Origin of the sequence: Achromobacter aloeverae (assembly GCF_004121055.1) — a bacterium.
Lineage (GTDB): Bacteria > Pseudomonadota > Gammaproteobacteria > Burkholderiales > Burkholderiaceae_B > Bordetella_C > Bordetella_C aloeverae.
The window spans coordinates 15,952-29,914 of sequence record NZ_PYAL01000011.1 but is presented as its reverse complement, the minus strand read 5'-3'; the positions used below and the strand labels follow the sequence as shown (position 1 = coordinate 29,914).

Annotated in this window: 13 protein-coding genes; 10 read left to right on the top strand and 3 right to left on the bottom strand. The window is 66.2% G+C overall.

All coding sequences use genetic code 11. From position 1 onward, the window contains the following. Positions 1-150: 150 nt before the first annotated feature. The 7 genes from C7R54_RS28665 to C7R54_RS28635 all read left to right on the top strand — a co-directional run bounded on the left by C7R54_RS28665 (position 151) and on the right by C7R54_RS28635 (position 7,448). Positions 151-1,188 carry a branched-chain amino acid ABC transporter permease gene (locus C7R54_RS28665; protein WP_129154338.1) on the top strand — a complete coding sequence of 346 codons (1,038 nt, stop codon included), beginning with the start codon at positions 151-153 and terminating at the stop codon, positions 1,186-1,188. After that, positions 1,175-3,034 (top strand): branched-chain amino acid ABC transporter ATP-binding protein/permease, encoded by a 1,860-nt coding sequence (locus tag C7R54_RS28660; RefSeq protein ID WP_240039773.1) that lies wholly within the window; start codon positions 1,175-1,177, stop codon positions 3,032-3,034. Before C7R54_RS28665 ends, C7R54_RS28660 begins: the two co-directional genes overlap by 14 nt. After that, on the top strand, positions 3,031-3,780 hold the full coding sequence (locus C7R54_RS28655; protein WP_129154337.1) for an ABC transporter ATP-binding protein: 750 nt from the start codon (positions 3,031-3,033) through the stop codon (positions 3,778-3,780). The genes C7R54_RS28660 and C7R54_RS28655 overlap by 4 nt, the downstream gene beginning before the upstream one ends. A 243-nt stretch (positions 3,781-4,023) precedes the next feature. Next, on the top strand, positions 4,024-4,689 hold the full coding sequence (locus tag C7R54_RS28650; RefSeq protein ID WP_192903767.1) for a GntR family transcriptional regulator: 666 nt from the start codon (positions 4,024-4,026) through the stop codon (positions 4,687-4,689). Positions 4,690-4,758: 69 nt separating this feature from the next. After that, positions 4,759-5,487 carry a haloacid dehalogenase type II gene (locus tag C7R54_RS28645; protein ID WP_192903766.1) on the top strand — a complete coding sequence of 243 codons (729 nt, stop codon included), beginning with the start codon at positions 4,759-4,761 and terminating at the stop codon, positions 5,485-5,487. 191 nt (positions 5,488-5,678) lie between these two features. Further along, entirely contained in the window at positions 5,679-6,467 is a 789-nt protein-coding gene (locus C7R54_RS28640) for a class II aldolase/adducin family protein (RefSeq protein WP_129154335.1), read from the top strand. An 87-nt stretch (positions 6,468-6,554) separates the two neighbouring features. Beyond that, a complete protein-coding gene (locus C7R54_RS28635) occupies positions 6,555-7,448 on the top strand; it encodes an amidohydrolase family protein (protein ID WP_129154334.1) in 894 nt (297 codons plus the stop codon). Positions 7,449-7,452: 4 nt separating this feature from the next. Here C7R54_RS28635 and C7R54_RS28630 read toward each other — a convergent pair whose 3' ends face one another. Together C7R54_RS28630 and C7R54_RS28625 are read right to left on the bottom strand one after the other, a co-directional pair. After that, the gene (locus C7R54_RS28630) at positions 7,453-8,370 is read right to left on the bottom strand and encodes a LysR family transcriptional regulator (RefSeq protein WP_338026265.1); all 918 of its coding nucleotides are present in this window, start codon (positions 8,368-8,370) and stop codon (positions 7,453-7,455) included. A gap of 46 nt (positions 8,371-8,416) precedes the next feature. Beyond that, the gene (locus tag C7R54_RS28625) at positions 8,417-9,211 is read right to left on the bottom strand and encodes an AraC family transcriptional regulator (RefSeq protein WP_204524396.1); all 795 of its coding nucleotides are present in this window, start codon (positions 9,209-9,211) and stop codon (positions 8,417-8,419) included. 91 nt (positions 9,212-9,302) lie between these two features. Between C7R54_RS28625 and C7R54_RS28620 the strand changes: the two genes are divergently transcribed. The 3 genes from C7R54_RS28620 to C7R54_RS28610 all read left to right on the top strand — a co-directional run bounded on the left by C7R54_RS28620 (position 9,303) and on the right by C7R54_RS28610 (position 11,424). Further along, positions 9,303-9,707: a cupin domain-containing protein gene (locus C7R54_RS28620; protein WP_129154332.1), complete on the top strand. Its 405-nt coding sequence runs from the start codon at positions 9,303-9,305 to the stop codon at positions 9,705-9,707. Positions 9,708-9,787: 80 nt separating this feature from the next. Then, complete coding sequence (locus tag C7R54_RS28615; RefSeq protein WP_129154331.1) at positions 9,788-9,991, top strand: DUF3311 domain-containing protein; 204 nt, start codon at positions 9,788-9,790, stop codon at positions 9,989-9,991. 38 nt (positions 9,992-10,029) lie between these two features. After that, entirely contained in the window at positions 10,030-11,424 is a 1,395-nt protein-coding gene (locus C7R54_RS28610) for a sodium:solute symporter family protein (RefSeq protein WP_129154330.1), read from the top strand. Positions 11,425-11,451: 27 nt separating this feature from the next. Here the strand turns inward: C7R54_RS28610 and C7R54_RS28605 are convergent, their stop codons facing one another. Next, positions 11,452-13,698 carry a TonB-dependent receptor gene (locus C7R54_RS28605; RefSeq protein ID WP_240039772.1) on the bottom strand — a complete coding sequence of 749 codons (2,247 nt, stop codon included), beginning with the start codon at positions 13,696-13,698 and terminating at the stop codon, positions 11,452-11,454. Positions 13,699-13,963: the final 265 nt, after the last annotated feature.

The window sequence follows — 13,963 nt, the reverse complement described above, 5'->3', positions numbered from 1 at the left end:
CCTTCCACGGTTCTTTCCCGTCCGGTGCCCATGCCAGGCACCGGGCAATGCACCGGCCCGCGGGCCGGTGAGCTTTTGTCGGGGCGCCTGCGCGCCATCCCGCATTAGCGGGTTCTAGCGGTCCGCCCTCGCGGCGAAGGTTTTACGTCCATGGATTCCTCGATAGCGCTGATATTGTTGCAGGATGGCCTGGTCAATGGCGCCATCTATGCCTTGCTGGGCATGGCGCTGGTACTGGTGTTCGCGGTGACGCGCGTCATCTTCATCCCGCAAGGCGAGTTCGTGACGTTCGGCGCGTTGACCCTGGCGATGCTGGTGGACGGCAAGGTGCCCGGCACGGTCTATCTGCTGCTCCTGTTGGGCGGCCTGGTGTTCCTGCAAGCGTTTGCGCGCGCGGCGCGCAGCGGCCAGTGGCGGGTCCTGCCGCGCACCGCGCTGGCCTGCATCGCGCTGCCCGCGGTGCTGTTCTGGGTGACGCGGCGCCTGGCGGGGCCGGACACTTCGCTATGGGTGGACATGCTGCTGACCCTGCTGCTCATCGTGCCCATGGGGGGCATGATCCATCGCATCGTCTATCGCCCACTGGCCGAGGCCAGCGTGCTGGTGCTGCTGATCACGTCGGTGGCCGTGCACTTCGTGCTGGTCGGCCTGGGGCTGGTTTTCTTTGGCGCCGAGGGGTGGCGCACGCCTGCCTTCATCGACGGCCAGGTGGACCTGGGCCTGACGTCCTGGTCGGCGCAAAGCCTGTTCGTCATCGGCACCGCCGTGGTATTGATCGCCGCGTTGTGGCTGTTCTTCGGCAAGACCCTGTACGGCCGCGCCCTGCGCGCCACGGCGGTGAACCGGCGCGGCGCGCGGCTGGTCGGCATCAGCAGCGACATGTCGGGCGGCCTGACGTTCACGCTGGCGGCCCTGCTGGGCGCGGTGTCGGGCATCCTTATCGCGCCGGTCACGACCATTTACTACGACACCGGCTTTCTCATCGGCCTGAAGGGTTTCGTCGGCGCCATCATCGGCGCCCTGGCCAGCTACCCGGCCGCTGCCGCCGGCGCCGTCCTGGTGGGCTTGCTGGAGAGCTTCTCGTCTTTCTGGGCCAGCGCCTACAAGGAAGTCATCGTGTTCACGCTGATCATCCCCGTGCTGCTTTGGCTGTCGCTGCGCGCGGGCCCCGCGCATGACGAAGAGTGAGCCGGTCAACGCCATGAAAAACCGCCTGCCCCTGATCGTCTTCCTGCTGGTCCTGGCCGCGCTGCCCTTGCTGCCCGTGACGCCGGAGTTCTGGATCACCCAGCTCAACTACATCGGCCTGGCCAGCCTGGTCGTGCTGGGTCTGGTCCTGCTGACCGGCGTGGCGGGCCTGACCTCGTTCGGCCAGGCCGCCTTCGTGGGCATAGGCGCCTATGCGACCGCCTGGCTCAGCACGGCCATGGCCTGGTCGCCCTGGCTGACCCTGCCGGCCGCCTTGCTGGCGACGGCGCTGATAGCCTACGTGCTGGGCGCCATTACGCTGCGGCTGTCCGGCCACTACCTGCCCCTGGGAACCATAGCCTGGTGCCTGGCCTTGTTCTACCTCTACGGCAACGTGGACGTGCTGGGCCGCTACGACGGCATCGCCGGCGTGCCGGCGCTGGATTTCCTGGGACTGTCGCTGTCCAGCGGGCGGCATATGTATTACCTGATCTGGGTGCTGGTGCTGCTGGCCGTCTGGGGCACGCGCAATCTGCTGGATTCACGGCCGGGGCGCGCGATCCGGGCCCTGCGCAGCGGCGCCGGCATGGCCGAGTCGATGGGCGTGAACACCAATGGGTACAAGGTGGCGGTGTTCGTCTACGCGGCGCTGCTGGCCTGCGTGTCGGGCTGGCTGTACGCGCACATGCAGCGCGCCGTCAGCCCCAGTCCGTTCGGCCTGAACTATGGCATCGAATACCTGTTCATGGCGGTGGTGGGTGGCGCGGCGCATGTCTGGGGCGCGGTGCTGGGTTCCGGCATCATCCTGGTGCTCAAGGACCAGATCCAGAACTGGTTGCCGCGGCTGCTGAATACCACCGGCAATTTCGAACTCATCGTGTTCGGTGTATTGCTGATCCTGATGCTGCAATATGCGCGCGACGGCGTCTGGCCCATCCTGGCGAACGCCTGGGCGCGCGTGGCGCCCGGCGCGGCGGCGCGCCGCCGCCTGCCGCCTTCGGCCGCGCCCGCGCTGGGCCAGCGCGAAAAAGCGGGCGTGGGCGAACTGGTGCTCGAAGTGGACGCCATACGCAAGGAGTTCGGTGGCCTGGTGGCAGTGAACGATATCTCGTTCAAGGTCCGCGCCGGCGAGATCGTCGGCCTGATCGGTCCGAACGGCGCCGGCAAGAGCACGACCTTCAACCTCATCACGGGCGTTCTGCGGCCTACCAGCGGCAAGGTCGGCTTCATGGGCGAGCGGGTGGACACCCTGTCCGCGCGCGAGATCGCCCGCCGTGGCGTCGGCCGTACTTTCCAGCACGTGCAACTGCTGCCTGGCATGACGGTGCTGGAGAACGTGGCGCTGGGCGCCCATTTGCGCGCCGCGGGCGGCATCTGGTCGGGCGTCCTGCGCACCGATCGCGCCAGCGAGGCGCGGCTGCTGCATGAGGCCGCGCTGCAGTTGCAGCGGGTGGGCCTGGGCGACTATCTGTACGAGCAGGCAGGCAACCTGGCGCTGGGCCAGCAGCGCATCCTGGAAATCGCGCGGGCCCTGGCCGGCGACCCCACGCTACTGCTGCTGGACGAGCCGGCCGCCGGCTTGCGCTACAAGGAAAAGCAGGCGCTGGCCGGGGTGCTGGAGCAATTGCGCGCCGAGGGCATGAGCATCCTGCTGGTGGAACACGACATGGATTTCGTCATGCGGCTGACCAATCACCTGGTGGTGATGGATTTCGGCGCCAAGCTGGCGGAAGGGCCGCCCGCCGAGGTGCGCGACAATCCGGCGGTGCTGGAGGCTTACCTGGGCGGCCTGGACGACGACCTGGACCTCGTGCCCGCCGCGGCGCTGCAGGGAGGGGAGCGATGAGCGCCCAGGAGTTGTTGCGGATCGACGGCCTGTCCGCGCGCTACGGCAAGGTGGCGGCCTTGGGGGCCACGTCCTTGTCGGTCACGGCGGGCAGCATCGTCACGGTGATCGGCGCCAACGGCGCCGGCAAGTCGACCCTGCTGAACGCCATCATGGGGGCCTTGCCGCTTGCCGGCCATGCCACGGGTGCGGTGCATTACGCCGGCCAGGATGTGTCGGCGTGGCCGGTGGAACGCCGGGTCGGCGCCGGCATGTCGCTGGTACCGGAAAAGCGTGAGCTGTTCGCCACCATGACCGTGGAGGACAACCTGCTGCTGGGCGGCTTCCGCCGCTATCGCGCGCGCGAGGCCGGCTGGCGCGATAGCCTGGCCGAGATCTACGACCTGTTCCCGCGCCTGCGCGAACGGCGCGCCCAACAGGCCGGGACGTTGTCCGGCGGCGAACGCCAGATGCTGGCCGTCGGCCGTGCCCTGATGGCGCGGCCGCGCCTGCTGATGCTGGACGAGCCCAGCCTGGGGCTGGCCCCGCGCATCGTGCGGGAGATCTTCCATATCATCGCGCGGCTGCGGCAGGGCGGCGTCGCCATTTTGCTGGTGGAACAGAACGCGCGCGCCGCCTTGCAGGTGGCCGACCATGGCTATGTGCTGGAAACCGGCGAAGTGGTGCTGGCCGGCCCGTCCCATGAACTGGCGGGCAATCCGCGCGTGGTGGAAAGCTATCTTGGCCTGGGTGGCAACCAGGCCTGATCGTTATTCGCTTCCATCCCGGCTTGAATGGTCCAGGCCCATCGCCCAAATCCACCCTCCAACCCAAACCCGTGTTTCGCGGTTAGTATGGCATTCGCCCCGGCCGGCGGCATGACGTTCCCCCGGCCGTGGCTGACCCAACGCAGCATCCGTCTCAGCTTGCATCCCAGGTTCGCGCTCGTCCCCGGGCGCCCTTTGGCCAGCCACCGCCGCCATGCAGCGGCGATAGGTCGGAGATTCGTGATGGAAACCCTTGCTTCGGTCCGTGCCGGCGTCAAACGTCCTCCCAATCTGCGCGAAAGCGTCTATCAAATGCTGCGCGAGCGTATCCTGTTCGGGGAAATCGGCTACGAGGAAAAGCTCGTTGACCAGGACATCGCCAGTCGCCTGAACATCTCGCGCATGCCGGTACGCGAGGCCCTGATGCAGCTCAGGAGCGAGGGGGCGTTGCAAAGCACGGCGCGGGGATTCGTATTGCGGCGCTATACCCGCGCGCAGATGAACGAGGCTTTCGAGGTGCGGCGCCTGATCGAGCCGCAAGCCGCCGTCATGGCATGCATGGCGGCCGATGAGGGCGATCTGCAAGGATTGCCGCGGCCCCTGGACCTGTTGACGCAGGCGCACGCCGCCGGCGACAGCGCGGCGTTCCTGCGCCACAAGGCCTGTTTCCGGAGCGCGTGGATGGACCTGGTGCCCAACCGCACGCTGGTGGAAGCCATCGAGCGTTTTTACGACCACGTGCATGTGGCGCGGCTGTTGACGGTGGGCGACGCCGCCATGCGCGGCCTGACCGTCGAGAACATGGTGGGCCTGTACGACGCCTTTGCGTCCGGCGATACGGAACGGGTGCGCGCCAGCGCGCTGGCCCAATTGGATGCGATGGCGTCACGTTACAACGCCATCCTTTGATGTTCGCGCCGGTCAGTTTCTTGTGAGGCGCGTGGCCGTATGCTCGGCGCTACCCGTGAGGAGATAGGCATGCAAAACGTAGATGTGGCCGAGATCCCGGTCAAGGCCCTGGTTTTCGATACTTTCGGTACGGTGGTGAACTGGCGGGACAGCGTGATCCATGAACTGCGCGACCTGGGCCGGCGCAAGGGCCTGGATGCCGATTGGGTGGCGATGGCCGACGCCTGGCGGGCGGGATACGCCCCGGGCATGGATACGGTGCGGCAGGGCAAGCGCCCCTGGACCAGCGTCGACGTGCTGCATCGCGAGAGGCTGGATGTCCTGCTGGATCAATTCCAGGTGCAGGGACTGACGGAAGCGGAAAAGGATCACCTGAATCGTGTCTGGCATCGCCTCGATCCCTGGCCCGACAGCGTGGCCGGCCTGCGCCGGCTGAAGAGTAAATACATCATCTCGACGTTTTCCAACGGCAGCGTGCCCTGCCTGGTGAACATGGCCAAGCATGGCGGCCTGCCGTGGGATTGCGTGTTTTCTTCCGACATCGTCCAGCATTACAAGCCGGACGCCGAAATGTACCTGGGCGTGGCCCGGTTCCTGGACCTGCCTACGTCGCAAGTCATGGTGGTGGCGGCGCACAACAACGACCTGCGCCACGCGCGCTCGCACGGCCTGCGCACCGGCTATATCCATCGGCCCACCGAATACGGGCCCAACCAGTCCAAGGACCTGCGGGCGGAAGAGGACTGGGACCGGATCGCCAAGGATATCGGGGACTTCGCCAGCCAGATGGGTGTCTGATTCGCTTTGCCTGTTGGTGTACGCCGCGCCGGACAGGCCCGGGGCGAGCGCACGGACATTGCGATGCACCATCGAAGCGGGGGAAACGCCGCTTTCTCGAAAATTCAAAGCCAGGCCAGGGCTGGCAGGTAATCTGTGCGGGTCGGCCGCCGAAGCGCGGCGCCGCGTTTTCGCTATCCGGGAGGTTCGCCATGATGAAGCATGAATTGAAAATTTCCTCTATGCAGGACAAGGTCTCCGAGGCGGAATGGGAAGCCCGGGTGGACCTGGCGGCCTGTTATCGCCTGGTGGCGCACTATGGGATGTCGGACATGGTGGCCAACCACATTTCCCTGCGCGTGCCGGGGGAGGACGGTTCCTTCCTGATCAACGCCTATGGCCTGCTGTACGAGGAAATCACCGCCTCCAGCCTGTTGAAAATCGATCATGACGGCAACATCCTGAGCAAGCCCGACTTCGGCCCGCACCTGTCGTATGGCGTCAACCGCGCGGGCTTCGTCATCCATAGCGCCATCCACGAAGCGCGTCCGGAAGTCGATTGCGTCATCCATACGCATAGCTGGCCCGGCATGGCGGTGTCTTCGCTGGACTGCGGCCTGCTGCCGCTGAACCAGACGGCCATGCGTTTCCTGAAGATCGGCTATCACGATTACGAAGGCGTGGTGCTGGATCTCAGCGAGAAGGAATCGCTGTGCCGCGACCTCGGCCAGAACGAAGCGCTGATCCTGCGCAACCATGGGCTGCTGACCGTGGGCCGCACCATAGGCGAAGCGTTCAACTGGATGCACCGGCTGGAGCTGTCCTGCCGCGCGCAATTGGCCGCCATGGCCTGCAATGCGCCGCTGCGTTATGTCTCCAAGGAAGTGCAGGAGGCCACGTACAAGCAATATCAACCGGGTACCCGCCGTCCCTACGGCCAGATGGAATGGCCGGCCCTGCTGCGCCTGATGGATCGCCTGGATCCGTCCTACCGCACCTGAACGGCCTACGCGCCGGAACGCCTTGATCGACCCGCTCCGGGGAGCGGGTCGAGTCGTTGATTGAAACACCTTTACGCGAGTATCACGATGACCCGTGCCTGTCTGCCACCCTATGCCGAGATCACCGCGCCGCGCTTCGTCGCGCCGGCCGGCGCATGCGATAGCCATGCGCATGTTTTCGGCCCCTATGCGGCCTTTCCCTTGGACGAAGACCGCAGCTACACGCCGCCGGAGAACGGGGCCGAGCGCTTCATCCAGCATCTGGACAGGCTGGGCCTGACGCGCGGCGTGCTGGTGACGGCCAGCGCCCAGGGCGTGGACAACCGCAATGTGGTGGCGGCGCTGCAAGCCTATCCGGAACGCCTGCGCGCGGTGGCCGTGGTGCGCGCGGACATCAGCGACGCCGAGCTGGACGCCCTGGCCGAGGCCGGCGTGCGCGGGGCGCGCTTCAATCTCTACAAGCACGAAGGCAAGTCGGTCTATCGCAACGGCGTGGGCCTGGCCGATTTCGAGGCGCTGGCGCCGCGCTTGAAGGAACGCGGCTGGCATGCGCAGATCTGGGTGCACGCGCCGGACCTGCCCGAACTGTCGTCGGTGTTGCTGAAGCCCGGCATCGACCTGGTGGTCGACCACATGGGACGCATGAACACCGCCCGTGGGGTGGAGGACACCGGCTTTCGCTATCTATGCGAGCTGCTGCGCGCCGGGCGGGCCTGGGTCAAGATTTCCGGCGCGGACCGTAATACGGCTGGCGGGCCGCCTTATGCGGACATCACGCCCTTCGCGCAGGCCCTCCTGCGCGCGAACGCGCAGCGGGTGGTCTGGGGCACCGATTGGCCGCACATCAACTACTACGAGGCCGCGCGGGTTCCCGACGACGGCGTGCTGCTGAACCTGCTGGGCGAATGGCTGAGCGACGAGGGACTGCGGCGCCAGGTGCTGGTGGACAATCCGGCGCGGCTGTACGGGTTCAGCGGCTGAGGATTCAGCGGTCGGCCTCGCGCGCCGGGTCGCCGCGCCGCGCGGCGGCCAGGAACTCGAAGAGATCGCCCGCGGCCGGCCGCATCTGCAGGCGGTCGCGCGCGCACAGGTAGAACTGGCGGGCCGCCCACTCATCCTTCAGCGCCACCTTCACCAGCCTCAGCAGGTTCAGGTATGTATCGGCAATGGGCTCGGGCATGATGGCGATGCCCAGGCCTTCGCGCACCATGCGGCAACGGGCTTCATAGTTGGCGACCTGGATCTTGACGTTCAAGGGACCGCTCAGCGTGGGGCCGGCCAGTTCCATGAAGGCCTCGAAGGAGTGGCGCGGGAAATAGCCGAGAAAATCGTAGGCGCGCGCCTCGTCCAGGTGCAGGGCGGACGCGCGCGCCAGGGGATGGCCCTGCGGCAGGACCAGGACGACCCGGTCGTTGTGGTAGGGCACGGACAGCACCCCCGGCGCGGGACCGCTGGCATGGTAGATACCCAGGTCGACTTCCTGGTCCGACACCATGCGGGGGATGTCGCCGCTATAGGCCTCGACCAGGTCGACGCGCGAGCGCGGCACCTGGCGCTGGAAATGGGCGATGTCGATGGGCAGGAATTCAATGATCGCGGACCGGTTGGCGGCCAGGCGGATCTTGGGGATGCCGTCCGGCGAGAACTCCTCGCACATGTCTTCCAGGGTGCGCACGCTCTGGAGAATGGCGCGGGCCTTGTGATAAAGCGCGGCGCCGGCGGGCGTCGGCTCCACGCCGCGATTGTGGCGCAGCAGCAGGGCGGTGCCCACCTGGCGTTCGAGCTCGGCAATGCGCTTGCTGGCGGCGGAGGTCACGAGGTTTTCGCGTTCGCCGGCCTTGGAGAGACTGCGCTCCTCGATGGCGGCGACCAGCATCTGCAGGGCGGACAGGTCGATTTTCATGCTTGCATTATGAGGCGTAGGCGGCGGGGGCGAGGACGGCGCCGGTTCATGGCGCGGCGCCTGGCTGCAACTTGCGGGCCTGCCCCGGGGTAATGCCAAAGTGCGCGCGAAACGCCGCGCCGAACGCCGGCGTGCTTTCGAAGCCGGCGATGGCGGCGGCGCGCGCGGGAGACGTGCCCAGCGTCAAGGCCCGCAGCGCCTCGGTCAGGCGGGTCTGCTGCCGCCACTGCCTGAAACTCAGGCCCAGCTCCGAACGGAACATGCGCGCCAGCGTGCGGGCCGAGGTGTTCGCGACCTCGCTCCATGCCTCGATGCCGCGCGTGTCGTGCGGACGTTCGCGCAAGGCCTCGATGACCTTGCGCAGCCTGGGGTCGCGCGGCAGCGGCAAGCTCAGGGGCAGGGGCGTCGCGCGCGCGATCTCGTCCAGCGCCAGTTCGGCGAGATGGTGGCCGCGCCCCTGCGGTTCCCAGTCCACGGGTTCGGCGCAGGCCGCCAGGATGACTTCGCGCAGCAGGCCGGAGACGGCGATCACCTTGGGCATGTTGCCCACGCGGCCGGCGGCGTCCTCCGTCAGGAACAGCTCGCGCAGGGCGACCGGTCCATCCATGCCCATCGCGTGCTGGGCGCCGGCGGGCAGGAAGAGGGCCGTGGTCGGCGGCACCACGTAGCTGGTGTCCAGCGTATCGACGCGCATCACGCCGGAGACGGCGTACATCAGCTGGGCCCTGGGATGGCTGTGAAAGCCCGACCACAGGCCGGACTCGTAATTGCATGAAAACCCGACCACGGGCCGCTGCGCCGTCTCGAAAGGCTCGATCTCGGCTTGTCTGGTTGGCGACAAAAATTGGCCAGATATCTTCATTGCGCGAGTTTAGAGTAGCCGAACCCCTCTTACAACAGAGGGAACCTCATGATTTCTAAGGGAAAACCAGATGAGCACAGGACTGTTTACGGAAATCGGCTACGTCAAGGCGGGCGAGCTGGAAGAGGGGCCATTGACGCCGGGCCAGGTGCGCAAGAAAGCGCTGGAGGCGGGCGAGCTATGGGTGGGCCAATGCCATGTGACGGCGCTGGACGCGCCCAGCCAGTGGCACCACCACAAGGAGTTCGACAGCGTCATGTTCATGCTGTCGGGCCGCATCCGCGTCGACTACGGCGAGCACGGCGAGAAATCCTTCGAGATAGGCAAGGGCGATTACGCCTACTTCCCCCGGCGGGCGATTCATCGCTGCCAGATCCTCGAAGGCGGTGACGACGTTCATTACGTCTTCGTCCGGGTCGGCCAGGGAGAGACGGTGGTGAACTACGACGGCCCGGGCGCGTACGCGCCCGACTAGGGCGACGCCGGCACGTCGCCCATCCCGCCCGCTGCGCGCCGCGCGGCGGGCGGGCAATACATCGCGCAAGGGGAAAACACATGTTCAAGGTCTTGATAGGACTGGTCACGCCCTTCATCGGCGTGCTCGGTCTCCTGCCCTGGGTCGTATCGGTCGAGCGCCCGGTCGCCGGCGTGCCGTTCGCCTATTTCTGGATGTTCTCGTGGTTCCTGCTCACCTCCGGTTGCCTCTACCTGTGCTACCGGTGGTTCGACGCGGGCACGCAGCGCGCCGGCACGCAATGAGCCGACCCGCACAACACTAATCATGCAAGGGGATGAATGTGTCAACGGCTATCTTCATCGGATTCCTGGCGTTCTCGCTGCTGCTGTCCCTGTTGTCCAAGGGCCGGCATGGACATGGGCGGCAGTCCGCCAAGGACTTCTTCGTTGGTTCGCGGCAGTTCAGTGCCGCGCTGGTCTTCTTCCTGTCCGCGGGGGAAATCTACAGCATCACCACCATGGCGGGCTTGCCTGGCGGGATATACGCAAAGGGGCCGCTGTATGGCGTCTGGTTTCTCGGGTATGTGCTGCTGGCCTATCCGGTCGGCTATTTCATGGCGCCGAGGATCTGGGAGCTGGGGCGGCGCTACGACGCCACCACGCTGCCCGATCTCTTTCTCGGCTACTACGGCAGCCCGGCCCTCGAAAAAGTCGTCGCCGCCACGGCCATCCTGTTCCTGCTGCCCTGGGGGCAGCTGCAGTTCACCGGATTGATCGCGGCCTTGAAGGCGCTGGGCTGGCATTTCGACCCGGTGCTGCTGATCTGCTTCGCCGCCGTGCTGGCCTTTCTCTACGTCGCGATTTCCGGCATCCGCGGGTCGGCCTACGTCGCGGTATTGAAAGACGTGCTGATGGTCGTGGCGATCGTGGCCGTGGGCGTCGCCGTGGCGCTGGAGGCCGGCGTGCAACCCGTCTTCGATGCCGCCGGCGCGAAGTTCAGCACGACGATGGGCGCGCAGGACCTGTGCTTCACCATGAGCACGATCCTGCTGCAATCGCTGGGCTTCTACGTGCTGCCGTTCAATGTGCAGAACGTCTTCACCGCCCGCAGCCCCGACACCATCCGGCGTAGCCTGATCGGCATGCCGCTTTACATGTTCATGTTCCCCTTCCTGGTGCTGGCGTCCTATTACGCCATCAGCGCGAACCTCAAGCTGGGGTCGCCCAACGAGGCGTTCTTCGCCGCCGCGACCAGCCTGCTTCCGGAATGGTCGCTGGGCATCATCGCGGCCGCGGCGTCGCTGTCGGCACTGGTGGTGCTGGCGGGGGTGTGCCTGTGCATCAGCACCATGTCCACGCGCAATCTGGTGCCCAACCTGGCGGAGTCCAGGCAGAAGGGGTGCGCGTGCACGGTCATCGTCGTCTATCTGCTGCTGTCCATCGTGTTGTCGCTGACGACGTCGAACCTGATGGTCACGCTGCTCAATACGGCCTACAACGGCATCACGCAGTTCTTTCCTGGGGTCATCATCGCGCTGTTCGGCTGGCGCATCCGCAAGCACGCCGTGCTCGCGGGCATATTGACCGGGCAGGCGCTGGCCCTGGCGCTGTATTTCACGCAGCCGCCCTTGTTCGGGTTCAGCGCGGGCCTGGCCGCCTTGCTTGCCAACGTCGCGGTGGTGGTGGCGACAGGATGGGTTTTCCAGCAGCGCCTGGATCCTGTCGCGACACGCTGAGGCCTATTGGGTGGCCTGGAGGGTGGCCTAGAAGTCGAACGACACCGACAGCTTGGCGGTGCGCGGGTCGCCCTGGGTCAGGTAGCCGCCCCAGGCCGATGCCCAGTAGGCCTTGTTGAAGACATTGTCCACGCCCAGGCGCCAGACGACGTCATGGCTGTCCACCTTCATGGCGTAGCGCACGCCCAGGTCCAGGGTGGTGTAGGGCTTGAGCTTCTGCGTGTTCTCCGCGTCCAGGTATTGCGTGCCGGCGTGGTTGACGCGGCCTTGCAGCGTCAGGCCGCTGACCCACGGCAGGTCCCATTCGCCGCCCAGGACGGCTGTGTACTTGGGCACGCCAGGCGCCTTGTTGCCTTCCGTGTCGTCGCCGGTCTTGGTGAGCTTGGGGTCGATGAACGTGATGCCGCTGAGCAGGCGCACGCCGCGCACGGGCTCGCCGAAGACGTTCAGTTCGATGCCCCGGTTGCGCTGGCGGCCGGCCGCCGTGAAATCGCCGTTGCTGTGGAGCAGACCCACTTCCTTCTCGATCTGGAAGATGGCCAACGACGCGCCATAGTTGTCCATGTCGAGCTTGGCGCCGGCTTCGTTCTGCTTGGACTTGCCCGGCGGCAGGATCCTGCCCGGCGTATTGGACGTGTTCGGCGCCGTGTCGCCTTGCTGCAGGCCCTCGATGTGGTTGGCGTACAGCGACAGATGTTCCACCGGCTTGACGACCAGGCCATACACCGGCGAATTGGCCGACCTGTCGTAGCTGCTGCCGACCGCACCGGTATAGTCGTAGTTCGTGGTCGTCAGGTCCTGGTGGCGGATGCCGGCCGTGAACAGCACCCGGTCGTCCAGGAAAGACAGGGTGTCGGACACCGACGTGCCGCTCATGCGGCTGCGCGCGGTCACGCCGGGATCGCTCATGTTGCCGCCCTTGTACGGAAAGCCGGTCGGCGCGGCGACAGCGGGCGTGTCGTAGAGGCTGGTCGCGAAACCGGAACTCAGGACGTAGGCGGACCGCTTCTTCAAGTAGTTGCTGGAGAATGCGACCGTCACCGCGTGCGAGACGGGGCCTGTATCGAACTTGCCGCGCACGCCGGTCATCAGGCCGAAGGTATCGGAGACATAGGGCACGTCCATGCGAGTGGAAGTGCTATTGCCCTTGCCATCCACATTCAGGGACGAATAGGACCCGTATTCGTTGGCGTGGTTCATGCCGAAGCCCGCGAAGGCCGTCCAGTTGTCGGCCAGGTCATATTCCACCTTGGCCATGCCGAAGGTGTTTTCGGTTTCCGAATAGGTCCACGGCTGGGCGTAGTCGTGGCGCGCGGATGGAGCGTCCGGGATGCCGAAGCCGTCCTGCACCCGCACCATGGGGCGCCCCTGGCTGGTGTGCTGTTTCTGGTAACCGAGGTCCAACGATGCGCGCAGGCGTTCGCCACGGTAGTCCAGGCCGACCGAACCGAAGGTCATGCGCTGGCTTTCGTCGCCGATACCGACATCGCCTTCGCGCTGCAAGGCATTGACGCGGATGCCGAACTGCTTGCTGGCGCCGAAGCGGCGGGCGACATCGGCGGACACGCCGACCTGCGAGGAACTGCTGTAGTCCAGGCCGACACGCGTCAGCGGTTCATCATCGGCGCGCTTCGGTTCGATATTGACCATGCCGCCGATGCCCGAGCCGCCCGGCGGCACCCCGTTCAGGAAGGCGCTGGGGCCCTTGAAGAGTTCGACGCGCTCGATGCCTTGCGTGGACAGGATCTGGCGCGGCATCACGCCGTAGAGGCCGCCGTAGGAGATGTCGTCGCCGTTCAAGGCAAACCCGCGGACGACGAACAGTTGCGCGTCGTTGCCGTAGCCCTTGGTGATCTGTACGGACGAGTCGTTGCGCAATACATCGCCCAGCGACTTGGCCTGCTGGTCCTCGATCAGCTTGGACGTGAAGCTGGTGACGGAGAAGGGCACGTTGGCGGCATCCTGTTCGCCCAGCACGCCCATGCGGCCGCCCTTGGCAACCTGGCCGCCGGCATAGGCGGGCGGCAGGACGTCGCCCTGGGTCGTCGCGGTTCCCACGACACTGACCGGCGCCAGCGTGGTGGTCGTGGTGGTGTCCGGCGTCGCCTGAGCCCACGCATTGCCCACCAGGGGTGCGGCGCCCAGGGCGGCATAGGTCAAGGCGGCGCGCATGGCCAGGGCCAGCGACAGGGGGCGCATGGCCGGCTGGCCGCGACGGCGTGCGCGCGTGGCGTGCAATGCGGCGCCTGCCGGGGTGACGGCGGGAGTAGACATGGGTTTCCTTGGCGGGAGAAAGCGGGCGGCCCGGCGCCAGGGCGGACGGGCGCGGTCGATAGTCGGACGGGAGAATTGAAACATTAAACAAGAATAGTTCGCATTATCCTTCTTGAATCGCCTCTCTGCAATTCGACCGTTGTGCGGATCAGACGTCCGGGACGCCAACCGGGCCGGAAAACACGGAGATAAATGAAGACAGCAGCGTCCCTGTGCGGCCTATCGCTTGACGGGGCGCTAGTCAAAATTAACCCGGGTAATATTG

Excerpts from the sequence above, each read along its gene's own strand:
- C7R54_RS28605 (WP_240039772.1), bottom strand. The coding sequence starts at position 13,698 with ATGTCTACTCCCGCCGTCACCCCGGCAGGCGCCGCATTGCACGCCACG.
- C7R54_RS28655 (WP_129154337.1), top strand. The coding sequence starts at position 3,031 with ATGAGCGCCCAGGAGTTGTTGCGGATCGACGGCCTGTCCGCGCGCTAC.
- C7R54_RS28630 (WP_338026265.1), bottom strand. The coding sequence starts at position 8,370 with ATGAAAATCGACCTGTCCGCCCTGCAGATGCTGGTCGCCGCCATCGAG.
- C7R54_RS28660 (WP_240039773.1), top strand. The coding sequence starts at position 1,175 with ATGACGAAGAGTGAGCCGGTCAACGCCATGAAAAACCGCCTGCCCCTG.
- C7R54_RS28620 (WP_129154332.1), top strand. The coding sequence starts at position 9,303 with ATGAGCACAGGACTGTTTACGGAAATCGGCTACGTCAAGGCGGGCGAG.
- C7R54_RS28640 (WP_129154335.1), top strand. The coding sequence starts at position 5,679 with ATGATGAAGCATGAATTGAAAATTTCCTCTATGCAGGACAAGGTCTCC.
- C7R54_RS28665 (WP_129154338.1), top strand. The coding sequence starts at position 151 with ATGGATTCCTCGATAGCGCTGATATTGTTGCAGGATGGCCTGGTCAAT.
- C7R54_RS28650 (WP_192903767.1), top strand. The coding sequence starts at position 4,024 with ATGGAAACCCTTGCTTCGGTCCGTGCCGGCGTCAAACGTCCTCCCAAT.
- C7R54_RS28635 (WP_129154334.1), top strand. The coding sequence starts at position 6,555 with ATGACCCGTGCCTGTCTGCCACCCTATGCCGAGATCACCGCGCCGCGC.
- C7R54_RS28645 (WP_192903766.1), top strand. The coding sequence starts at position 4,759 with ATGCAAAACGTAGATGTGGCCGAGATCCCGGTCAAGGCCCTGGTTTTC.
- C7R54_RS28615 (WP_129154331.1), top strand. The coding sequence starts at position 9,788 with ATGTTCAAGGTCTTGATAGGACTGGTCACGCCCTTCATCGGCGTGCTC.